This is a genomic window from Micromonospora sp. WMMD1274 (genome assembly GCF_049179035.1).
GTDB lineage: Bacteria > Actinomycetota > Actinomycetes > Mycobacteriales > Micromonosporaceae > Micromonospora > Micromonospora tulbaghiae.
In genome coordinates this window covers 1,941,870-1,963,116 of record NZ_JBMHMG010000001.1, presented here as the reverse complement: position 1 = coordinate 1,963,116, position 21,247 = coordinate 1,941,870, and the positions used below count along the sequence as shown (strand labels likewise).

Here is a 21,247-nt window from a genome sequence, read left to right as displayed (position 1 = left end):
ACCGATCGGGGGATCCCAGGTCAGCACCGTTGTCGGGGATGGACGCGCGAGGGGCCGCCGGCTCGCGCCGACGGCCCCCCGTGGTTCGCCGGATCAGTCCAGATCGAACTGACCGCTCTTCGTGCCGGCGAGGAAGCCGAGCCAGCCGGCCCGGTCGAACAGCAGGACCGGTCCGCTCGGGTCCTTGCTGTCCCGCAGCGCCACTGTGGCCGGCCCGGAGTCGAGCGGCGCGACCTCCACGCAGTTGGAGGTCTGGCTGCGGGTGCTCTTGCGCCAGGCTGCGCCGGCGAGCCGTCCCGACAGTGCGGTCGTGCTGGTGTGGATCTCGTTCATGGTGCTTGCTCCTGGTGAGGTGCTCCGATGGGACCGAGCGACGCCGGAGCGCGGACGGTGCCCGTACCGGATCACCGTTCCGTGGTGAGGCGCCCCGAGTCCCGGCGTCGCTGGGTCGGCGCCGTTGCCGGCCCGTACGCCACCGTGGACTCGACTGCCGTGCCGGTCAGCCGTCCCGTCGCCTCGATCAACCAAGAGAGGGTGTCCGATGCGGAGAGTGCCGACGAGCATAGCCACTCGAACACCACTTTATAGCGATTTAGGGTGTTTACCTCGGTCGACATGACGTCGGTGAACCCACCTTCGATGGCGAGTGTCTCCGGATCGAGGGGATCGGCGAACCGATAGACCGAGAACGCGGTCGGCGGAAGGTACCAGTCGCCGACCCGCGTGTCCCGCAGCAGCAGACGCAGCGTCACGTTCGGCAGCAGCGCCATCTCGCACAGGTGGACGAGCTGCTCGTGCAGCACCTCCGGCGGCCCGGCCCGCCGGCCGAGCGCGGCCTCCTCCAGCACCGCCGTGTAGCGGGGCACCTCGGGGGAGCGGGTCAGCAGAGACTGGCGGGCCTGCCGCGCGCGTACCTCGGTCTCCGGATCCTCGCTCTCCGGGTCGCCGGCCTCGGCGGCGACCTGCGCGGCGGACATGATCCGGTGCCGGGCGTACCCGGGCGTCTGCAACAGCCCCGGCACCAGCACCGGGTTGTACTCGGAGATCTCCGCGCAGCCGGCCTCCAGCTCGGCGAAGGCGCGCTGCTGCTGCGTCATCACCGGGAAGTTGCGCAGCCAGCCGCGCATGTCGCCGGCCTCGTGGGTGATCCCGGTCAGTTCCGCGCGCTGCTCCTCGTCGGCGCCGTAGAGCGTCAGCAACACGTCCACGTCGTCCGGGTCGGGACGACTGCGGCCGTTCTCCAGACGGGACAATTTGGATGCGGAGGCCCAGCCGATCCGCTCGATGACCTGGTCACCGGTCAGACCGGCCTGTTCGCGGAGCCGACGCAGCTCGGTGCCGAGTCGACGGCGGCGCAGAATCGGGCCTGGTACGGCAGGAGGCACGGCGTCCTCTTTCCCGTCGACCGTCGCTTGACGCGACGGTAACTGTATGAAATTCGCCCCCCACGGTCAGTATGGACGGCGCGACCGGCGCCGGAGGTTCCGGCAAGGGCGTGTCACGAGACAAAAAGAGGACTGTGGAGGGCGCCTTCACCAGCGCCCGCCCCCGACGCGCCCCTGGTGGCGCACCCCCGCCGGAGGGAACCGATGCGCACCGTCCTGCGCCGCCCCGACTTCCGCCTGCTGTTCGCCGCGCTCGTCGCGAGCATGGCTGCGGAGTCGGTCCTGCTGCTCGCCCTGGCCGTCTGGGTCAAGGACCTGACCGGTTCGGACAGCATGGCCGGGGCGACCATCTTCGCGGTCATCGCGCCGATGGCGCTCGCCCCGCTGGTCGGCTGGGTGGTCGACCGCTACCGCAGGCGACAGTTCTTCATCGCCGCCAACCTGGTCGCGGCAGTGCTGCTCGGCCCGCTGCTCACGGTCCGGGACCGATCCGACGTCTGGGTGATCTACGTGGTCGCCGCGCTCTACGGACTCTCGTACATCACCCTCACCGCCGTGCTCAACGGACTGATCCGGCATCTGGTTCCGGCCGAGCTGCTGGCCGACGCGAACGGGCTGCTCCAGACCGTCCGGCAGGGCCTGCGGCTGATCGGGCCGCTGGCCGGGGCCGGTGTGTACGCCGCGGTGGGCGGCTGGCTGCTGGTCCTGCTGGCCATGACCGGCTTCCTGACCGCGGCGGCGGTGGTCGCGCGGCTGCGCGTGGAGGAGGGCACACCGGCGCGGTCCGGTAGCCGCGGGCCGTCCGAGCTGGGCGCCGGGCTGCGCCACCTGACCGGGGAGCCGGCGCTGCGCCGGGCGCTGCTCGGGTACGGGCTCGGCTCGCTGGTGATGGGCTTCACCGAGTCGCTGATCTTCGCGTACGTCGATCTGGGCCTGCACCGCGACGCCGCGTTCGTCGGCGTGCTGGTCATGGTGCAGGGCGTCGGCGGGCTGGTCGGCGGCCTGTTCTCGGCCGCCGTGGTCCGCCGGTTCGGCGAGGTCGGCGCGCTCGCCGCGGGCGTGACGTTCTTCGGGCCGGCCGCGCTGGCGCTGGCGTACCCCCGGTTGTGGCTCGGGGTGGTGGCGCTGCTGCTGGCCGGCCTCTCGCTGCCGCTGACCATGGTGGGGTTGAACACGCTGATCCAGCGGCGGACGCCGCCGCGGCTGCTCGGCCGGGTGACCGCCGCGTCGGAGGCGCTGGTCAGCGGGCCGCAGGCGCTCTCCATCGGCACCGGCGCGCTGCTCGTCGGCGTGTTCGACTACCGGCTGCTGTTCGCCCTGGTGGGGGCCGTCACCACGGCGGCCGGCCTCTACCTGTGGCGGGGCCGCGGGCTGACCACGCCGATCGCCGGACCGGTCCGGATCCCGGCGCCCCGCAAACCCGCCGACGACGGCGTGCTCAGCCGCGGCGGGTCCTGAACGACGGCGAGCGGCCGTACCCGGATCGGGTACGGCCGCTCGTGGCGTCGCGGGCGGATCAGCCGGGCAGCGCGGCCAGGTGCTGCTTGACCTGCGTGATCGAGGGGTTGGTCAGGGCGCTGCCGTCGGCGAAGCGCAGCGTCGGGACGGTCTGGTTGCCGCCGTTGACGCTCATCACGAAGTCCGCGGCCGTCGGGTCCTGCTCGATGTCGACCACCTCGTACGCGATGCCCTCCCGGTCGAGCTGCGACTTCAGCCGGTGGCAGTAGCCGCACCACGGGGTGGAATACATCGTCAGCATGGTCTGGTCCTCCAAGGGGTGGCTCGCGCCCGGTCCGATCAGGCCAGGCTAATCGCTGCAACGTCACACGATGCTGGGATGATTCCCTGCTGTGGGCGTTCACTCAGCGGCGGAACGGGTGCTGGCCGGGCTGGATCCGGAGCAGCGCTCCGCGGTGACCGCCCCGGCCGGCCCGGTCTGCGTCCTGGCCGGCGCCGGCACCGGCAAGACCCGGGCGGTGACGTCGCGGATCGCGTACCGGGCGCTGACCGGCGACATCGCCGGCCGGCATGTGCTGGCGGTCACGTTCACCGCCCGCGCCGCAGCCGAGATGCGCAGCCGCCTCGGCGTGCTCGGGGTGCAGGGCGTGCAGGCACGCACGTTCCACGCGGCGGCGCTGCGGCAGGTCCGCTACTTCGCGCCCCGGCTGCTGGCCGGGCGGGCCATGCCGGAACTGCTGGACAGCAAGGTGCGGGTGGTCACACTCGCCGCCGCCAAGGTCGGCCTGCGCGCCGACCGGGCCGCCGCGCGGGACCTGGCCGCCGAGATCGAGTGGGCCAAGTCGTCGCTGGTCGAGCCCGGGGAGTACGTCGTGGCCGCGGCCAAGGCGCTGCGCGAGACGCCGTACGAGCCGGCCCGGGTGGCCGACGTGTTCGACGCGTACGAGCGGCTCAAGCGCGGCAACGGGGTGATCGACTTCGAGGACATGCTGCGCGCCGCGGTCTGGGGCATCGAGGAGCACCCGGACGTGGCCGAGCAGGTGCGCAGCCAGTACCGGCACTTCGTGGTCGACGAGTACCAGGACGTCAACCCGCTCCAGCAGCGGCTGCTGGAGGCGTGGCTGGGCGGCCGGGACGACCTGACAGTGGTCGGCGACGCCAGCCAGACGATCTACTCGTTCACCGGCGCCACCTCGTCGTACCTGGTCGACTTCCCCCGCCTGCACCGGGGCGCGACTGTGGTCCGGCTGGTCCGCGACTACCGCTCCACCCCGCAGGTGGTCGGGCTCGCCAACGCGGTGATCTCGCAGGCCCGGGGCGCCGAGGCGCGGCTTCGGCTGGAGCTGCACGGCCAGCGCCGGCCCGGCCCGGAGCCGGAACTGCGGATCTTCACCGACGAGCCGGCCGAGGCGAACGCGGTAGCCGCGCGCTGCCGGGCGCTGGTGGCGGGCGGCACCCCGGCGCGGGAGATCGCGGTGCTGTTCCGCACCAACGCGCAGTCCGAGGCGTACGAGAAGGCGCTCTCCGAGGCCGGCGTGCCGTATGTGCTCCAGGGCGCGGAGCGGTTCTTCGAGCGGCCCGAGGTGCGCCAGGCGATGATCGCGTTGCGCGCCGCCACCCGGTCGGCCGACCCGGGCACCCCGTTGCCGGCCGCCGTGGTCGAGGCGCTCACCGCCGTCGGCTGGGCGCCCGACTCGCCCCCGCCGGGCGGCGCCGCCCGCGAGCGGTGGGAGGCGCTCGCCGCGCTGGTCCAGCTCGCCGAGGAGTACGCGGCGGAAGCCGAGGACGATTCCGGCCTGACCGGGTTCACCGAGGAACTCGCCCGGCGGGCCGCCCAGCAGCACGTGCCCACCGTCGAGGGCGTCACGCTCGCGTCGCTGCACTCGGCGAAGGGGCTGGAGTGGGACGCGGTGTTCCTGGTCGGGCTGGCCGAGGGCACGCTGCCCACCACGTACGCGAAGACCATGGAGCAGGTCGAGGAGGAACGACGGCTGCTCTACGTCGGGATCACCCGGGCCCGGGAGTGGCTCTGGCTGTCGTACGCCACCGCGCGCTCGCCGGGCGGGCGGGCCCGGCGTCCCTCCCGGTTCCTGCCCCAGCTCGACCGGTCCGGCGGCGGTGAGCGGGCCGGCGGCGCCGGGCCGGCGCGGCGGGCCGAGCGGCGCCGGCCGCAGGTGGTCTCGTGCCGGATCTGCGGCGCCACGCTGCTCGCCGGCGCGGACCGCAAACTGGGCCGCTGCCCGACCTGCCCGTCGGACATCGACGAGGAGCTGTACGAGCGGCTGCGCGAGTGGCGGCAGCGGGTGGCGGGCGCGCAGAAGGTGCCGGCGTACGTGGTCTTCACCGACGCCACGCTCACCGCGCTGGCCGAGCGGAAGCCCGGCCGCACGGAGGAGCTGGTGGCGATCGCCGGGATCGGGCCCCGAAAAGTCGGTCTTTATGGGGATACGGTGCTCGCCCTGGTGGCGGGCGCCACGGTGGACGATGTCTGCCCACAGAAAACTTCTGAAAAGTAGCCGTAAATCGTTTGCCCTCGCCCGAGGGCGAGGAATAGCCTCATGACACACCTCGCGAGCGGCGCCGTTCTGGCTGCTCAAAGGGGATGAGTCCACGGTCGGCACGAGGAGAGTAGGGAGGTGGCACCAATGAAGATCTTCACTTATGAGCGTCTTGCGGCGATGCCGTCTGCCGTCGCTCCGCTGTCGGCTGTCCGGGTGGCCCTCGCCGCTCGACCGTCGGCTCCGCAGGTGCACCAGGTTCAGGTTCAGGCCGAGCTGACCCTGACCGTTGCGCCGATCGCCGGAGTCGAGGGGACCAGTGGCTTCGCGGGCAAGGGCATCGATGGCGCCAAGAAGCGCACGGATGTCCGCGGTGTTCCACCTCGAGGTAGACCGGTCTGATCCATCAGACCACCGGCTCACCTCGAGGCCGCGGAACCCGCATACCGGGATCCGCGGCCTCAGTTTTTTGTCCCGCCGAAGTACGTCGGAATGCGATCCACGAGATCGAAGTGAGAGAGAGGTGACCGGAGGATGAGTCTGGCGTTGGCCCCGCTCGACGTGAGCGTCGACGTGGAGGCGAACCTGCCCTGCCGGAAGTTCGACCCCGACCTGTGGTTCTCCGACTCGCCTGCCGAGCTCGAGCTGGCCAAGTCGCTCTGCGGGGACTGCCCGCTGCGCGTCGAGTGCCTGGCCGGGGCGGTGGAGCGAGCCGAGCCCTGGGGCGTCTGGGGCGGCGAGATCTTCGAGCGTGGCGCGGTCGTCCCGCGCAAGCGGCCCCGTGGCCGTCCGCGCAAGGAGGACCTCGCCCGTGACGCGCAGCTCCGGGTCGAGGCGGAGGCGCGACTGGCGGCCAGCGGGCTGTCCGAGTCGCGAAGCTCCGTCCGGCTGGCAGCCTGACACACCTACGTTCCGAGCCCGAACCGATGCCGGTGTCCCTCCACCGGCCGACCTGAGAGAGAAATTCTGATGCTGAACCTGCCGAACGGATTCGAGATGCAACTACTCCACGAAGCGTTGTCCAGGGCCCGAATGCGCCGGCCTCAGGCCGGTCGCAACACCACGAGCACTGAGGCAACCCGTTCCGCCCGTACCGTCGCCATGCGGGGTCGCAGCCAGTCGGCCCGCGACCTGGGCGTTCTGTAGAACGATCGCGTGAGGAAGGGGCGGTGACCGACAGGTCACCGCCCCTTCGCCGTGCTCGTCGCCAGCCCTGCCCGCTTCCGGCCGGCCGCGCTCAGGCCACCGGCGCGAAGCCCGGTAGCCAGCGTTCCAGGATCGACCGGTAGGACGCCTTCGCCTCCAACTGGCAGAGCACCCCGATCGACCCCAGCGTGACCCGGTGGATCATCAGGTACGACGGGGGCAGGTTGAGCTGCCGGCTGAGCTGGTAGGCGGGGGAGCGAGGGCTGGCCAGCCGGGTCGCCTCGCCACGCAGCCAGGCCCGGGTGAAGCGGAACTCGTCCGCGGCGATCGGCTCCAGCATCGGACGCAGGAAGTCCAGCACCGCCGGGGCGTCGATCGACTCGGTGCGGCTGACGAAGCCCTCGGCGCGCAACCCCTCCACCACCGCGTCGGCGTCCCCGCGCAGCGCCAGCGCCGCGATCCGGCCGATCGGCTCGGGCGTGCCCTGCGGCATCCGGGCCACCGCCCCGAAGTCGATCACGCCGAGCCGGCCGTCCGGCAGCAGCCGGAAGTTGCCCGGGTGCGGGTCGGCGTGCAGCAGCCCGGCCCGCTCCGGCGCGGACAGGTGCAGCTCCGCCATCAGCCGGCCGGCCTCGTCGCGCTGCTCCTCGGTGCCCTCCCGGATGATCTGGGACAGTGGGATGCCCTCCACCCACTCGGTGATCAGCACCCGTGGCGCGGCGTCGAGCACCTCCGGGATGAAGATGTCCGGGTCGTCGGCGTACGCGGCGGCGAACGCCCGCTGCGACTCCGCCTCCAGCTCGTAGTCCAGCTCCTCGGTGATGCGCTCGCGCAGCTCGGCCAGGAGCGGCTTCACGTCCAGCCCCGGCTGGATGGCCCGGAACATGCCGCCGAGCCGGGAGAGCTGCTTGAGGTCGGCCAGCAGGGCGTCACCGGCGCCCGGGTACTGGATCTTCACGGCCACGTCCCGGTGCCGAGGGCCGCCTGCCGCTTCGTAACCCGGGTCGCGCCAGACCGCCCGGTGCACCTGACCGATGCTCGCCGCGGCGGCCGGGGTGTCGTCGAACTCGACGAAGCGGTCGCGCCAGTCCGGGCCGAGCTGCTCGGCGAGCACCTTGTGCACAGTCGCCGCCGGCAGCGGCGGGGCGGCCTCCTGGAGCTTGGTCAGCGCCTGCCGGTAGGGCGCGGCGACCTCCTCGGGCAGCGCCGCCTCGAACACCGACAGGGCCTGGCCGAACTTCATCGCCCCGCCCTTGAGCTGCCCCAGGACGCTGAACAACTGCTCGGCGGTGCGCTGCTGGATCTCGGCGGAGATGACGTCGGACGCGAGGCCGGTCACCCGCTTGCCCATGCCGAGGACGGTTCGACCGGCGAACCCGAGCGGCAGGGCGGCGAGTTTGGCGGTGCGGGACACGGCCCGGCGCGGGATGTCGGTCACCCGGCCATTGTTACCGACTCGGGGCCTCCGCTGCTGCCGTGCGGCCGGTAGCGGTCGGGGCCGACCGGATCGGGCGACGCCGGCAGCAACCGCAGGAGGGGTGCGGCGGCCACCGTCGGTAGCGGACCCGGCCCGGACCGCGGATCTCCACCGCGCCGCCGAGCGTCTCCGGCTGGGCGCCGTCGAGCTGGGCCAGCACCTCGGCCGTCGCGAAGGCCGCCGCGGCAAGCCCGGTGGCGGCGGCGCAGGCCCGCTCGCCCCGGTCGGCGGCGAGCTGGGCGGCGAGCGCGGGCCAGTCCGGATCCCGGTCGCCGCGGTGCAGGTCGAGGCAGCGCAGGCAGGGACCGACGGGCGGGCGGACCAGCGGACCGACCACCGGTACGCCGCCCCGCAAATCGAGCAGCAGGTGGGGCTGACGACGGCGGGCGTACCCAGTGGCGAGCAGTTCGGCCGGGCGGTCGACGCCGAGCTGCACCACCAGATCCGGCCGGGCCGGCCGGGACGGGCCGGTGACCGTTCCGGGCGCGCACCGCGCAAGCGCCGCGCGTACCGCCGGGGCCAGCGGCCGGCCCAGCTCCGCGGCGGTCAGGCCGGTCCCGACCAGGTCACCGGCGCCGACCGGGCCGGCCAGATCGGGTACGACGTGCCCGACCCCGGCCTGGGCCAGCGCGACGGCGACCGCCGCGCCGAGCCGTCCCGTGCCGGTGACCAGCACCCGGGCGGCACGGCGGCGGCGCAGCAGCCGCGCCGGTGTGCCGGGCAGGTCGGGCGACGCGAGCGCCAGCGCGGCGGCCTCGGCGGCCAGCCGGGCCCGGGCCGGGCCGGTGAGGTCACGGGGGAGCAGGGCCTGCGCCGGCACCACCAGCCCGGCGCCCCGGAGCGTGTCGAGCAGGGCGCGTGCCTCGTCGGGCGGAACCCGGGCGGCGCCCGCCCCGGCCAGCACGGCGCGTTCGCTGCGGGTGCCGTCGAGCAGGTCGAGCAGGCGGGCCGTCCCCGGCGAGGACATCTCCAGCAGCACCGCGCGGCCGGGCGGCTCGCCGAGCTGGAGCGTGTGCCGGTCGCGCCAGAGCCGGGTCAGGCCGGGCAGCAGGACGGGACGGACGAGCGGCGTCGGATCGGTCACGCCACTGATCGTGACCGTCTCCACGCGCTCCGTGGCTCGTTGTCCACAGGTGCGGCGAGCCGTGGCCAGCGTTGTCCACAGCATCTCGCCGGTTTTCCACAACCAGCCGGTAACTCTGTCGGCTACACGACGGGGGAGGACGGCCACCGGCCGTCCTCCCCCGTGTCTGCCGTACGGGTCAGACCTTGGCCTTACCCAGGATGCGGTTCACTGTTGTGCCGCACACCGGGCACTTGCCCTTGGCCATGTTCATGCCGGTCTTCGAGACCTCCACGTGCCCCTCGAAGTCCCGCTTCTCCTTGCACTTCACGCAGTAACCGTTGTAGGTCTGGGCCTGGTCGGCCACGGTAGCCTCCTCGTCTCGTCCGCCGGAGGTGTCCCGGCGGGTCTCCCTGCGGCGGTCCACGCGTGGCCCGGCGCCGGGGGGTTCTCCGCGGTCAGTCACCTGACCGTGGTTGGCGGACCCTACCCAGGTCTGGGCGGTTCCATGTCAGCTGTGCGCCGACTCTGTGAGCAAGTCGACGTCGAGAGTGTGCATGCCGAGTAACGTCGGATAAGTCAGTTTCGCGCGGACACGCCGGATGAATGCACCCAGATCCGCTTCGCGTGGCCCCGCCGACTGTCACTCGTCGTAGATCACTTAACGTGAACAGGGCCGGTCAGGTGATGGTCAGCTACCGTCGCAAAGAATTTTTTCCGGACTCCTGACAACCAACCGCCACTTTCCGGGCGCGTGTCGTCGTGTTGACTCTTGCGGAGTCCTGGTCAGTACGCATTAGCTTTCCATCGTGACAGTCAACCGAGGCTGCGCGGACCGGTAATGGCCGTGACGCGGAAGCCCGTCGTCGAGGTGCGGCGCAGCCAGCGTCGGCGGCGCACGGTGTCCGCGTACCGGGACGGGGAGCGCGTCGTCGTGCTCATCCCCGACCAGTTCTCCCGGGCCGAGGAGAGCGAGTGGGTCGACCGGATGCTCGCCCGGCTCGCCGCCCGCGAGGGCAGGCTGGCCCGCTCGGACGCCGAACTGCTCGCCCGAGCCGCCCGCCTGATCGACCTCTACCTGACCGAATACGGGTCGGCCGCCGCGCCGGCCAGCGTCCGCTGGGTGACCAACCAGAACGGCCGCTGGGGCTCCTGCACGCCCGCCGACCGCACCATCCGGATCTCGCACCGGGTCCAGGACATGCCCGACTGGGTGATCGACTACGTGCTGCTGCACGAGCTGGCACACCTCATCGTGCCCAGCCACAACGCCGAGTTCTGGGCGCTGGTGGCCCGCTACCCCAGGTCGGAACGCGCCCGCGGCTACCTGGAGGGCGTAGCCGCCACCGCCGCCATCCCCTGACCCCCGCCCGTCGGGGTCGATCATGAAGTTGGACCGGCGTTCCGTCCGCTTCGTCACCGCCAACTTCATGATCACGCGCGGGTCCGCGCGGGGGTGGGGTTAAGGTCGGCGAATGTCGCGACGTGTGGTGGTGGCGCTGCTCGGCCCGGTGACCTGGTCGCCGCCCGGAATCGACCCGGCGCGATGGCGTACCGCGCTCGCCGAGGACGTGGTGGACCTGCTCGCCACGCTGAACGAGGTGGAGACCGCCGTCGCGGTCACCGCCGGGGACCGATGGCTGGCCGACGCCGTGGTCTGGCCCGGCACCCAGGTGTACGAGGTGACCGAGCCGACCCCGAACGCGGTGTTCGCGGCGCTGGCCGGGAAGGCGTCAGGGCAGGAGCTGGCGGCCACTGCGGGCGAGGCGGCGGTCACCGGCGACCGGGCGGTCCGCTACGACCAGGTGGCGGTGGTGGTGGCGGACGCGCCGGACCTGCCCGGGCTGACGCTCGGCAAGCTGCTGCGCCCGCTCACCACCCGGCCGGTGGCGGTGGCCCCGGTCGAGGGGAGCGGAACCGGGCTGCTGGGGGTGGCGGCGCGGCTGCCCGTACCGGCGTGGCTGCCCGCGCTGGACCTGGACACGACCGAGCCGGCCGAGGTGCGGCGGGCGGCACCGAGCCCGGGGGACGTGGCGGTCACCGCCGGCTGGCACCGCATGCGCGGCCCGGCCGACCTGACTGCGCTCGATCCAGCCGTCGAGGGCTGGGAGGCCACCCGAGCCCTGCTCTCCGGCCGCCCCGTCTGACCCCCACCCTCCGTTCCCGGCCCGCCGATCTTGCAGTTTGGCACCCGACAGAAGCCGCTTTCAGGACATTCCGAGGGCCACAACTGCAAGATCGACGGGGTGGACGGTGTCAGCGCTTGTCGTCGTCCTCGCCCGGGGACTTCTCCTCGGGAGCGCCCGGGGCGGAGAAGTCGAAGTTCGCCAGCTCGTCGTCGAGATCGGTGCTCGTCGTGGCGAACGCCTCCGGCGCGGCGAAGTCGTCGTCGGAGGGCAGCAGGTCCGGGTGACCCCAGACCGCGTCCCGGCCGGCGATGCCGCGGTGCTCGGTCAGCGCCGCCCACAGCACCGTCGCCTCACGCAGGCGACGGGGCCGCAGTTCGAGGCCGACGAGCGCGGCGAACGTCTGCTCCGCCGGGCCACCCGCGGCGCGGCGGCGGCGGAACGCCTCGCCGAGGCGTACGACGTTGGGCAGGCGGTCACCGGCGGCGCTGTCGACGACATGGCAGACCCAGCCCTCGACCAGGGCGAGTACGGTCTCCAGCCGGGCCAGCGACGCCTTCTGCGCGGGCGTGTCCTCGGGCGTGAAGATGCCCTCCAGCGCGATCGCCTGCATCGACTCCGGGTCGGTCGGGTCGACCCGGCCCATTGCCTCCTCGATCGCCTCCCGGTTGACCCGGATGCCCGCGGCGTAGTTCTCCACCGCGGTCAGCACGTGCCCGCGCAGCCACGGCACGTGCTGGAACAACCGCTGGTGGGCGGCCTCGCGCAGGGCCACGTAGAGGCGTACCTCGTCCTCGGGCAGCTCCAGGCCCTCGCCGTACACCTTGATGTTGGCGGGGACGAGCGCGGCGGTGCCGGCGGGGCCGAGCGGCAGGCCGATGTCACCGGCGGAGAGCACCTCGGCGGCGAGCGAGCCGAGCGCCTGGCCGAGCTGGCCGCCGAAGAGGGCGCCGCCGAGCGTGGCGACCATCGACTGCATCGGGCCGAGCTGGGCGCGGGCCTCCGGCGGCACCAGGTCGCCCATCGCGCCGACCATCCGGCTGGCCACCGGGTCGCAGAGCTTGCGCCACACGTCGAGCGTCTTGAAGATCCACTCGTTGCGGTTCCAGGCGACCGAGGTGCGGATGCCGGAGGGCCACGAGGTCGCCGGCTCCAGCCAGAGGTCGGCGATGCGCAGCGCCTCCTCGACCGCGTTGCGTTCGAACGGCGACACCGCCGGGTCGCCGGCGGCGGCGAGCTGGCTGGCGGCTACCTGCCGGGCGAGGTCCCAGTTGACCGGCCCGCTGCCCGGCGCCGAGAGCAGGTGCTGCAACTGCGACATGAACTGCTGCATCGCCGCGGGATCGTTGGGGTCTGGTGGTTGACCACCCGGGAGCGCGAAGCCGAACGGAATATCAGGCACGACCTCTACGGTACGCGGGCCCCGCCGCAGGTCGCGCCACTCGGCGTTGCGCTGAGGGCGAAGTCCGCCGGTCACCGCGCCGGACGGCCGGGTGCGGATCGGTACGCTCTGGCGCATGAGACGTCGCGGCGTGACCGTCCTGCTCGGTGCCCTGCTCACCGCCCTGCTCAGCGTCGGCGTGCTGAGCGTCCCGCTGCCGTACGTGGTGCTCGGCCCCGGTCCGACGGTGAACACGCTGGGCAGCGAGGACGGCAAGGAGGTCATCCAGGTGACCGGCCGCGCGACGTCCACCTCCGCCGGTCAGCTCCGGCTCACCACTGTCGGTGTGCAGCCGACGGTGCGACTGCGGTCGGCGCTGGCCGGCTGGTTCTCCTCGGACGAGGCGGTGGTGCCGCGGGAGTTGGTCTACCCGCCGGGGGAGTCGCAGGAGGAGGTCGAGAAGCGCAACGCGGAGGACTTCCAGAACTCGCAGACCAGCGCCGAGACGGCGGCGCTGCGCGAGCTGGGCTACCCGATCAAGGTGCTGGTGAAGGCGGTCACGCCGGGCGGCCCGTCGGTCGGCGTGCTGCGACCCGACGACGTGGTCACCTCGGTCGACGGGGCGCCGGTGACGAGCGCGGCCAAGCTCACCGAGCTGATCCGGGCGAAGCCGGCGGGCACCGCGCTGAAGATCGGCTACACCCGGGGCGACACCCCGGGGACGGCCACCGTGACCAGCCGCGAACAGGACGGCCGGCCGCGGATCGGTGTGGAGATCGACCAGCAGCAGCCGCACCCGTTCACCCTCAAGATCGACCTTGGTGACATCGGCGGGCCGAGCGCCGGGCTGATGTTCTCGCTCGGCATCATCGACAAGCTGGAGCCGGCCGACCTCACCGGCGGGAAGATCATCGCCGGTACCGGCACCATCGACGACGAGGGTCGCGTCGGCCCGATCGGCGGCATCGCGCAGAAGCTGGTCGGCGCCAAGGACGCGGGCGCGAAGGCGTTCCTGGTGCCCGCCGACAACTGCGCCGAGGCGGTGCGCAATCCGCAGCCGGGCCTGCCGCTGCTGAAGGTCGCCACGCTGGGTGAGGCATTGAAGGCACTCGAGACGCTGCGCGCCGGGGGACAGCCGACGCGCTGCTGAGGCGGGCCGGGCGGCGGCCGGCGGGCGGATCGTGACGTGACCTTGACCCGACGTGCTCAGGAACACCCCGTACTCTTGGTGCCTGGTCGGAGCCGATCACATCGAGCGTGCGGAGCCAACAGTGGTCATGCGTAGCAGTCCCTTACCGAGGATGAGCCGGCGCGGACGCGTCACCATCGGTGTCCTGATCGGGGTGTTCATCTTGTTCACCCTCCTCGGGTGGGGCGTCAACGCCTGGACCGACTGGCTCTGGTTCGACGAGGTCCGCTACACCCAGGTCTTCACCGGCGTGCTCGCCACCCGCCTGCTGCTGTTCCTGGTGGTCGGCGCCGGCATGGCGCTGCTCGTCGGCGGCAACCTCTGGCTGGCCCACCGGCTGCGGCCCAAGATGCGTCCGCACTCGGCCGAGCAGGCCACGCTGGAGCGCTACCGGATGCTGCTGAGCCCGCGGCTCGGCACCTGGATCGCGCTCGCCGCCGCCGTCGTCGGACTGTTCGCCGGACTCTCCGCGCAGAGCCGCTGGGGCCAGTGGCTGCTGTTCCGCAACGGCGGCGACTTCGGCGTGAAGGACCCGGAGTTCGGCGTCGACGTCGGCTTCTACGTCTTCCAGCTCCCGTTCTGGCGCTACGTGCTCGGTGTCGGCTTCACCGCCGTGGTGCTGTCGCTGCTCGGCGCGCTCGCGGTGCACTACATCTTCGGCGGCGTGCGCCTCCAGGGCATCGGCGACCGGATGACGAACGCCGCCCGCGCCCACCTCAGCTCGCTGGTCGCCGTGTTCGTGCTGCTCAAGGCCGTCGCCTACGTGCTCGACCGGCGGGCCATGCTGCTGGAGTACAACGAGGGCGCCAAGCTCTACGGCGCCGGCTACGCCGACGTGAACGCGCTGCTCCCGGCGAAGGAGATCCTCGCCTGGATCTCCGTCCTGGTGGCGCTGGCGATCATCGTGTTCTCCAACGCGGTGATGCGGAACCTGGTCTGGCCGGGCATCTCGCTCGCCCTGCTGGGCGTCTCCGCGGTGGCGATCGGCGGCATCTACCCGTGGGCCGTGCAGACCTTCGAGGTCAAGCCGAGCGCCCGGGACAAGGAGGCGCCGTACATCGAACGCAGCATCAAGGCCACCAGGTCCGCGTTCGGTCTCGACAGCACGAAGACCACGCCGTACGCGGCCAGCAACCTCGTTCCACCCGCCAGCCTCGCCACCGACACCTCGGTGGTGTCGAACATCCGGCTGCTCGACCCGCAGCTCGTCTCCGAGACGTACACGCAGCTGCAGCAGGTCCGCGGCTTCTACGACTTCGGCTCGAAGCTGGACATCGACAGGTACTCGGTCAAGGACAAGACCTCCGACTACGTGGTCGGCGTCCGTGAGATCAACTACGGCGAGCTGACCGACCAGCAGAGCAACTGGATCAACCGCCACACCGTCTACACCCACGGGTACGGCCTGGTGGCCGCCCCGGCGAACCAGGTGGTCTGCGGCGGCCAGCCGTACTTCGTCTCCGGCTACCTCGGCGAGAAGGCGCAGGAGGCGTGCTCCTCGCCGACCGAGGAGATCCCGGCCCAGCAGCCGCGGATCTACTACGGCGAGCGGATGGAGGCGAGCGACTACGCGATCGTCGGGCAGAACGGCGACCGCAACGTCGAGTTCGACCGGCCCACCTCCACCGGCGGTGAGCAGTACTACACCTACACCGGCGAGGGCGGCGTCAAGATCGGCTCGTTCCCGCGCCGGCTGCTCTACGCGATCAAGGAGCAGGAGTCGAACTTCCTGCTCTCCGAGGCGGTCAACGAGAACTCGAAGCTGCTGTACGTGCGTAACCCGCGCGACCGGGTGGAGAAGGTCGCGCCGTTCCTCACGCTCGACGGCGACCCGTACCCGGCGGTGGTCAACGGGCGCGTGCTGTGGATCATCGACGGCTACACCACGGCGGCGACCTACCCGTACGCCGAGCGGGTCAACCTCCAGGCCGAGACGACCGACGAGCTGACCGGCCGGGGCACGTTCCAGCTCGCCCGGGAGAACGTCAACTACATCCGCAACTCGGTGAAGGCGACTGTCGACGCGTACGACGGCACGGTCAAGCTCTACTCGTACGACGACACCGACCCGGTGCTCAAGGCGTGGAACAAGGCGTTCGGCGGTGACCTGGTGCTGCCCAAGGGCGACATCCCGGCCGAGCTGGCCGAGCACTTCCGCTACCCGGCCGACCTGTTCAAGGTGCAGCGCAACCTGCTGACCAAGTTCCACGTCACCGACCCGGGCGACTTCTACTCCGGCCAGGACTTCTGGCAGGTCCCGAACGTGCCGGACGCGCCGGACAGCGGGCAGAAGCAGCCGCCCTACTACCTGTTCACCCAGTTCCCCGGGCAGGACGGGCCACGCTTCCAGCTGACCTCCGCGGTCACCCCGAACGGGCGGCAGAACCTCGCCGCGCTGGTCTCCGGGTCGTACGTCGACGGGCAGCCGAAGCTGGAGGTGCTGGAACTGCCGGACCAGACCCGGATCTCCGGGCCGACGCAGGTGCACCAGCAGATGACCAACAACGGCGACATCCGGCAGCAGCTCAACCTGCTCTCCTCCAACCAGGCGCAGGTGCAGTACGGCAACCTGCTCTCGCTGCCGTTCGCCGACGGCATGCTCTACGTCGAGCCGGTGTACGTGAAGAGCAGCAGCCAGGACGCGTACCCGCTGTTGCAGAAGGTGCTGCTGTCCTACGGTGACGGCGGCTCGTACGTGGTGCTCGCCAACAACCTCAACGACGGCATCAAGCAGCTCGTCGAGCAGGGCAAGCGGGCGCCGAACAACAACCCGCCGCCCGCCACCGACGACAACCCCACGCCGGACAACCCCACGCCGTCGCCGACCGCGGGCGACAACAACACGCCGCCGGTGAGCGGAGAGCTGGCCCAGGCGGCCGCCCGGGTGCAGACCGCGATCGCCGAGGTCAAGGCCGCGCAGACGTCCGGCGACTTCGAGCGGTACGGGCGTGCGCTGAAGGCGCTGGACGAGGCGATGAGCGCGTTCCAGCAGGCACAGGCCGCGGCCGGCGGCTCGGGCAACCCGGCGCCGTCGGGCAGCGTCTCGCCACCGGCACCGACGTCGCCCGCGCCGACACCGGGCGGCTGACGCCGAGCTGACACCACGAGCCCGTGGTCCGGGACCGCAACGGTCACCCGGACCACGGGCTCGTGTCGTCTTCCGGACTCCCCGCCCGCAACCCCGCACCCCGCCGCGCCGTCAACAGTGCAGGTGAACGTGTGGGGGCGGGAGGGCACATGCGGGACGCGGACAGCTTCGACGACTTCTACCGCAGCACGTCGGGGCGGGCCGTCCGGTACGGGTACGCGGTGGCGGGCGACCCGGCCGAGGCCCAGGATCTCGTGCAGGAGGCGTACGCCCGGGCCTGGCGGCAGTGGGCGAGACTCGCCGGCCATCCCGCGCCGGAGGCGTGGCTGCGGCTGGTGATCAGCCGGCTGGCGACGGACCGGTTCCGGCGGCTGCGCGGGTGGCGCCTCGCGGCCAGCCGCACCGGCCCGCCACCCGACGTCGGGCCGCCGGGCGAGGACACCGTGCTGCTGGTCGCGGCGCTGCGGCAGCTCCCGCCCCGGCACCGGCAGGCGCTCGCCCTGCACTACCTGTTCGACCTGCCGGTGGAGGAGATCGCCCGGGAGGCCGGCGTGCCCGCCGGCACTGTGAAGTCCTGGTTGTCCCGGGGACGGGCCCGGCTGGCCGAGCTGCTGCCCGGCGTCGCCGCCGAGGAGCTGGAGGTCAACGATGTCGCGTGAACTGCACCGCTACTACCGGTCCCTCGCCGCGGACACCGACGAGCGGGTGCTGCCGGCGCCGGACCGGCTGCGCCGCAGCGCCGACCGCTGGGCCCGGCGCCGCGCCGCGATCACCGTCCTGGCCGCCGCCGGGCTGGTCGCGGGCACTGTGGCGGGGAGCCAGCTGGTGTTCGCCGCCGGGCCGGGCCCCGACCCGGTTCCACCCCCCGCAGGTACGCCCACCCCGCGGCCGTCGTCCGCCGCGCCCTCGGTCGCGCCGTCGACCGCCACGCCGTCGCCGACCGTCGGCCGTACCTCCGGCTCGCGGAGCCCGGTCGTGACCACCACGCCGCCCGCCGCGGCGACCCCGACCACCATCCCGGACCGGGCGTTCTTCGTCCTGCCCGCCGCGAACGACGCCGGTACCGGCAACTACTTCGGCCCGGGACCGGTGCTGCCGGCGCTCTGCGGCGCGACGCCCGGCGACGAGCGGGTGGTGGCGCAGCGGGCCCGGTCGCTGCCGTACCGCCGGGCCGGCGCGCCGGCCGACGAGGTGCCGTCCGGCAACTACCGGCACAGCATCACGATCTACCGGCCCGGGGGCGCCGGCGCCGCGCTGGCCGAGCTGCGCGCGGCGGTCCGGGCCTGCCCCGAGCAGCCCGCCCGGGGTACGCCGCCGGCGACGGTGCGGCAGCGTCTGCTGCCCGACAGCGGGTACGGCGACGAGTCGGTGCTGTTCGAGACGCGGACGCCGTACCGGGACGCCAACGGCGATCCGAGCGGCGGCGACGAGGTGCACCTGGTGCGCGCGGTGCGCTCCGGCGACGTGGTGACGGTGCTGTGGGAGCAGGGCTGGGAGAGCACCTCGACCCAGCGCGCCCAGTTCGACGCGGACAGCCGCCGGGCGGTCGAGGCGATCCGGCGGTGGCTGGACTGAGTACCCGTTTTGCGCCTCCCCGGGTCGGTGCGCTACGGTTGTCGAGCCGACGCGGGGTGGAGCAGCTCGGTAGCTCGCTGGGCTCATAACCCAGAGGTCGCAGGTTCAAATCCTGTCCCCGCTACTCGTGACGAAGGGCCCCGGAGTTCTCTCCGGGGCCCTTCGCCGTTCCGGCCCGAGGCGCCCCGGGAACGGCCGGGGGCGGATCCGGGTACCCGGCTGATCTCCAGGATCGGGGTGCGATAAGCTGTATGAGCCGACGCGGGGTGGAGCAGCTCGGTAGCTCGCTGGGCTCATAACCCAGAGGTCGCAGGTTCAAATCCTGTCCCCGCTACAAAGGTTCAGGCCCGGAATCCACGGATTCCGGGCCTGAACTCATTCCGGCGCCGTCTCGGTGAGGGCGAGCAGTTCCGCGCGGGCCAGCCGGAGCTGCTCGTCCGTGACGTAGGCGGTGCCGATGCCGATGGCGATTCCCTCCGCGGCATACCGGACGGCCCAGACGCGGCCCGGCGGCAGGCCGTCGGCCTCGAAGGCACGGTTCCAGCGTGCCGGGTCCTCGGGATCCACAGCGAGCACGTGCTCCATGCTGTCGACCCCGAGTTGCGCGAGCAGGCCGGTGGCGCTGTTCAGTTCCGCCAGGTAGGCGCTGTCTCCGGTGAGGGCGCGCACGTACCCGCGGGTGAAGGCTCCGGGCCGGTCGTCGGCGGGGTCGACGTGGGCGTTCACCTCCGCCCAGAACCGGGTGATCACCTGCTCGACCAGGGCGGCGAACAGCTCCTCGCGGGAGGGGAAATGGTGCATCAGGCCGCTCTTGGTGACACCCGCCTCCTTGGCGATGGCGGCCAGGCTGACGTTGGCACCGTGCCGGGTGACCACCCGTTCGGCGGCGTCCAGCACTGCTCGCCGGGTGCGTGCACGATCGCGGATCGGACGACGTTCAGTGGTCGACACGGACACCTCCACCGGACACGGCCTCGGATGGAATGATCTTCCAGGCCACCACCGCGGCGCCGACCAGGATCACGGCGGCCACGAAGGTGGCGGACTGCATCGCCTGGGCGAAGGCGTCCTGCGCCGCGGCCACGACGCCGGGCGTCGGTGACCCGTACACGGCTGCGGCCAGGGAGTCCTCCGCCAGCGCCCGATCGGTGGCACTGACCCCGGCCGGGAGCGTCAGCGACGAGCGGTAGAGCAGCCCGTGCAGCGAGCCGAGGACGGCGATGCCGAGCGCGCCGCCCAGCTCGTACGCCGTCTCGGCCACCGCCGACGCGGCACCCGCGCGCCGCTCCGGGACGGCGCCGACGACGGCGTCCGTGGAGAGCGTCATGGCGACACCGATGCCGAGCCCGATGACGGCGAGGCCGACGCCCAGGCCCCAGTAGCTCCGCAGGTCGACGCTCATGCCCATGACGGCGAGCCCGACGGCGGCGGCCATCAGTCCCAGCCCGATCGCGCGACCCGCACCCAGCCGCGCCAGCAGGACGCCGATCAGCGCCACCACGAGCACCGCGGCGAGTGTCCCGGGCAACTCGGCGGCGCCTGCCTTCAGGGGGCCGAAGCCCCGGACCAGCTGGAGGTACTGGGAGAAGAAGAACAGCAGCCCCAGGAACCCGAAGATGGCCAGCACGTTGGCGGCCAGCGCGCCCGAGAACGCCGGCACCCTGAACAGCGAGACGTCGAGCAGCGGCACCGCCAGCCGGTTCTGCCGCCGCACGAACCACCATCCGGCCAGCAGCCCGGCCGCGGCTGCGGCCACGGTGAGGGCGTCGACCCCGTCACTGAACAGACGCTTGAGGGCGAAGACCAGCGGGACGATCGTGACGATGGACAGCACCGAGGAACCCACGTCGATCCGCGCCGGCGCCTCGCCCTTCGACTCCGGCAGCAGCAGCCACCCCGCCACCAGCGCCAGCACCATCACCGGCACGTTGATCAGGAAGACCGATCCCCACCAGAAGCGCTCCAGCAGCGCGCCGCCCACCAGCGGGCCGAGCGCGGCCCCGGCGGTCGCCCCGGCGGACCAGAGCGCGATGGCCCGGGCCCGCTGAGCGCGATCGGCGAACATCGAGCGGACGATCGAGAGCGTCGACGGCATCAACGTGGCGCCGGCCAGGCCGAGAAGGGCGCGGGCCGCGATCAGCACCTCCGGCGTGGAGGCGAAGGCCGCCAGCACGGACGCCGAGCCGAACCCCACAGTGCCGATCATCAGCAGCCGTTTCCGGCCGATCCGGTCGGCCAGGTTGCCCATCGTGATCAGGAGCCCGGCGAGCACGAAGGCGTAGATGTCCCCGATCCACAGGATCTGCGTGGCACTGGGCCCGATGTCCTCCGTCAGGGACGGGACCGCGAGGTAGAGGACCGTTCCGTCGATGGCGAGGAGAAGGACCACGAGGACGAGGACCACGAGGGCCGCCCATTCCCGCTTTCCGGCACGGGCCGGCGCGGGGTCGGAGCGCAGAAAGGAGGTCACCGGCCAACCGTAACAGTCCAAACGGACGGCTAATCGTGAGTAGAGCCACCCGGGCTGCGGCAGCCGCCCTTCGCCGCGTCCGGCGACATCCTTTCCGTCCGCCGTGCCCCGGTTGCGGGTCTCGGCGAGGATGGGGGCATGTCTGCATGGAACAAGTGGTGGGGCCGCCTGGGCGCGGTCCTCGGTACGGTCGTGCTCTCGGTCTTCGTGCCGGTCGCGGCCTGGGCGTCGTCGGGCACCGGCGAGATCGTGGTGGAGGCCGCGCGCCGGCGCTCCCGCGGCGGGTTCGGCTTCCTCGGCCTGCTCTGCTGCCTCGTGGTGGTCGGCGGCATCGTGCTGCTGGTGGTGCTGCTCACCCGCAACCGCCGCAACCGCCCCCCGCGCTGACACC

Annotated in this window: 20 protein-coding genes and 2 tRNA genes; 13 read left to right on the top strand and 9 right to left on the bottom strand. The window is 72.4% G+C overall.

Annotated features, from left to right (window positions below; all coding sequences use genetic code 11):
- Nucleotides 1-93: 93 nt before the first annotated feature.
- Nucleotides 94-333 (bottom strand): DUF397 domain-containing protein, encoded by a 240-nt coding sequence (locus ACN27D_RS08875; RefSeq protein ID WP_120573249.1) that lies wholly within the window; start codon nucleotides 331-333, stop codon nucleotides 94-96.
- Between the two features lie 71 nt (nucleotides 334-404).
- On the bottom strand, nucleotides 405-1,385 hold the full coding sequence (locus ACN27D_RS08870; RefSeq protein ID WP_121686386.1) for a helix-turn-helix domain-containing protein: 981 nt from the start codon (nucleotides 1,383-1,385) through the stop codon (nucleotides 405-407).
- 204 nt (nucleotides 1,386-1,589) lie between these two features.
- Here ACN27D_RS08870 and ACN27D_RS08865 point away from each other — a divergent pair, with 204 nt between their 5' ends.
- The gene (locus ACN27D_RS08865) at nucleotides 1,590-2,843 is read left to right on the top strand and encodes an MFS transporter (protein WP_121686387.1); all 1,254 of its coding nucleotides are present in this window, start codon (nucleotides 1,590-1,592) and stop codon (nucleotides 2,841-2,843) included.
- Between the two features lie 58 nt (nucleotides 2,844-2,901).
- Here the strand turns inward: ACN27D_RS08865 and ACN27D_RS08860 are convergent, their stop codons facing one another.
- Nucleotides 2,902-3,144 (bottom strand): mycoredoxin, encoded by a 243-nt coding sequence (locus ACN27D_RS08860; RefSeq protein ID WP_018784736.1) that lies wholly within the window; start codon nucleotides 3,142-3,144, stop codon nucleotides 2,902-2,904.
- Between the two features lie 91 nt (nucleotides 3,145-3,235).
- On the opposite strand from ACN27D_RS08860, the gene ACN27D_RS08855 reads away from it, so the two are divergent.
- From ACN27D_RS08855 to ACN27D_RS08845, 3 genes are all read left to right on the top strand, one after another.
- Nucleotides 3,236-5,359, top strand: coding sequence for an ATP-dependent DNA helicase UvrD2 (locus tag ACN27D_RS08855; RefSeq protein WP_358176391.1), 2,124 nt, complete (start codon nucleotides 3,236-3,238; stop codon nucleotides 5,357-5,359).
- Nucleotides 5,360-5,488: 129 nt separating this feature from the next.
- On the top strand, nucleotides 5,489-5,743 hold the full coding sequence (locus ACN27D_RS08850) for a hypothetical protein (RefSeq protein ID WP_120573254.1): 255 nt from the start codon (nucleotides 5,489-5,491) through the stop codon (nucleotides 5,741-5,743).
- 132 nt (nucleotides 5,744-5,875) lie between these two features.
- Nucleotides 5,876-6,241, top strand: coding sequence for a WhiB family transcriptional regulator (locus tag ACN27D_RS08845; RefSeq protein ID WP_013288404.1), 366 nt, complete (start codon nucleotides 5,876-5,878; stop codon nucleotides 6,239-6,241).
- A 337-nt stretch (nucleotides 6,242-6,578) separates the two neighbouring features.
- Here ACN27D_RS08845 and ACN27D_RS08840 read toward each other — a convergent pair whose 3' ends face one another.
- From ACN27D_RS08840 to ACN27D_RS08830, 3 genes are all read right to left on the bottom strand, one after another.
- A complete protein-coding gene (locus ACN27D_RS08840) occupies nucleotides 6,579-7,925 on the bottom strand; it encodes an ABC1 kinase family protein (protein ID WP_120573255.1) in 1,347 nt (448 codons plus the stop codon).
- Between the two features lie 10 nt (nucleotides 7,926-7,935).
- On the bottom strand, nucleotides 7,936-9,048 hold the full coding sequence (locus tag ACN27D_RS08835; protein WP_162959306.1) for a hypothetical protein: 1,113 nt from the start codon (nucleotides 9,046-9,048) through the stop codon (nucleotides 7,936-7,938).
- Between the two features lie 178 nt (nucleotides 9,049-9,226).
- Entirely contained in the window at nucleotides 9,227-9,394 is a 168-nt protein-coding gene (locus ACN27D_RS08830; RefSeq protein ID WP_007464795.1) for a DUF5679 domain-containing protein, read from the bottom strand.
- Between the two features lie 474 nt (nucleotides 9,395-9,868).
- Between ACN27D_RS08830 and ACN27D_RS08825 the strand changes: the two genes are divergently transcribed.
- Both ACN27D_RS08825 and ACN27D_RS08820 read left to right on the top strand, forming a co-directional pair.
- Nucleotides 9,869-10,390 (top strand): M48 family metallopeptidase, encoded by a 522-nt coding sequence (locus ACN27D_RS08825; RefSeq protein ID WP_120573257.1) that lies wholly within the window; start codon nucleotides 9,869-9,871, stop codon nucleotides 10,388-10,390.
- 112 nt (nucleotides 10,391-10,502) lie between these two features.
- A complete protein-coding gene (locus ACN27D_RS08820) occupies nucleotides 10,503-11,174 on the top strand; it encodes a hypothetical protein (protein WP_421498891.1) in 672 nt (223 codons plus the stop codon).
- A 109-nt stretch (nucleotides 11,175-11,283) separates the two neighbouring features.
- On the opposite strand, the gene ACN27D_RS08815 is transcribed toward ACN27D_RS08820, so the two are convergent.
- Nucleotides 11,284-12,555 carry a zinc-dependent metalloprotease gene (locus ACN27D_RS08815; protein WP_091423230.1) on the bottom strand — a complete coding sequence of 424 codons (1,272 nt, stop codon included), beginning with the start codon at nucleotides 12,553-12,555 and terminating at the stop codon, nucleotides 11,284-11,286.
- 115 nt (nucleotides 12,556-12,670) lie between these two features.
- Here ACN27D_RS08815 and ACN27D_RS08810 point away from each other — a divergent pair, with 115 nt between their 5' ends.
- The 6 genes from ACN27D_RS08810 (at nucleotide 12,671) to ACN27D_RS08785 (ending at nucleotide 18,720) form a co-directional block, all read left to right on the top strand.
- Entirely contained in the window at nucleotides 12,671-13,684 is a 1,014-nt protein-coding gene (locus ACN27D_RS08810; RefSeq protein ID WP_205775972.1) for a YlbL family protein, read from the top strand.
- Between the two features lie 127 nt (nucleotides 13,685-13,811).
- Complete coding sequence (locus tag ACN27D_RS08805) at nucleotides 13,812-16,811, top strand: UPF0182 family protein (RefSeq protein WP_233586201.1); 3,000 nt, start codon at nucleotides 13,812-13,814, stop codon at nucleotides 16,809-16,811.
- 149 nt (nucleotides 16,812-16,960) lie between these two features.
- Entirely contained in the window at nucleotides 16,961-17,470 is a 510-nt protein-coding gene (locus ACN27D_RS08800) for an RNA polymerase sigma factor (protein ID WP_252452956.1), read from the top strand.
- Entirely contained in the window at nucleotides 17,460-18,386 is a 927-nt protein-coding gene (locus tag ACN27D_RS08795; RefSeq protein WP_184974923.1) for a hypothetical protein, read from the top strand. The genes ACN27D_RS08800 and ACN27D_RS08795 overlap by 11 nt, the downstream gene beginning before the upstream one ends.
- 50 nt (nucleotides 18,387-18,436) lie before the next feature.
- Nucleotides 18,437-18,510 (top strand) — tRNA-Met (locus tag ACN27D_RS08790).
- A 136-nt stretch (nucleotides 18,511-18,646) separates the two neighbouring features.
- A tRNA-Met gene (locus tag ACN27D_RS08785) sits at nucleotides 18,647-18,720 on the top strand.
- A 41-nt stretch (nucleotides 18,721-18,761) separates the two neighbouring features.
- Here the strand turns inward: ACN27D_RS08785 and ACN27D_RS08780 are convergent.
- Both ACN27D_RS08780 and ACN27D_RS08775 read right to left on the bottom strand, forming a co-directional pair.
- The gene (locus ACN27D_RS08780; RefSeq protein WP_421498890.1) at nucleotides 18,762-19,337 is read right to left on the bottom strand and encodes a TetR/AcrR family transcriptional regulator; all 576 of its coding nucleotides are present in this window, start codon (nucleotides 19,335-19,337) and stop codon (nucleotides 18,762-18,764) included.
- Nucleotides 19,324-20,856 (bottom strand): MFS transporter, encoded by a 1,533-nt coding sequence (locus ACN27D_RS08775; protein ID WP_421498889.1) that lies wholly within the window; start codon nucleotides 20,854-20,856, stop codon nucleotides 19,324-19,326. The genes ACN27D_RS08780 and ACN27D_RS08775 overlap by 14 nt, the downstream gene beginning before the upstream one ends.
- 138 nt (nucleotides 20,857-20,994) lie before the next feature.
- Here ACN27D_RS08775 and ACN27D_RS08770 point away from each other — a divergent pair, with 138 nt between their 5' ends.
- On the top strand, nucleotides 20,995-21,243 hold the full coding sequence (locus ACN27D_RS08770; protein WP_091422247.1) for a hypothetical protein: 249 nt from the start codon (nucleotides 20,995-20,997) through the stop codon (nucleotides 21,241-21,243).
- Nucleotides 21,244-21,247 lie beyond the last annotated feature (4 nt).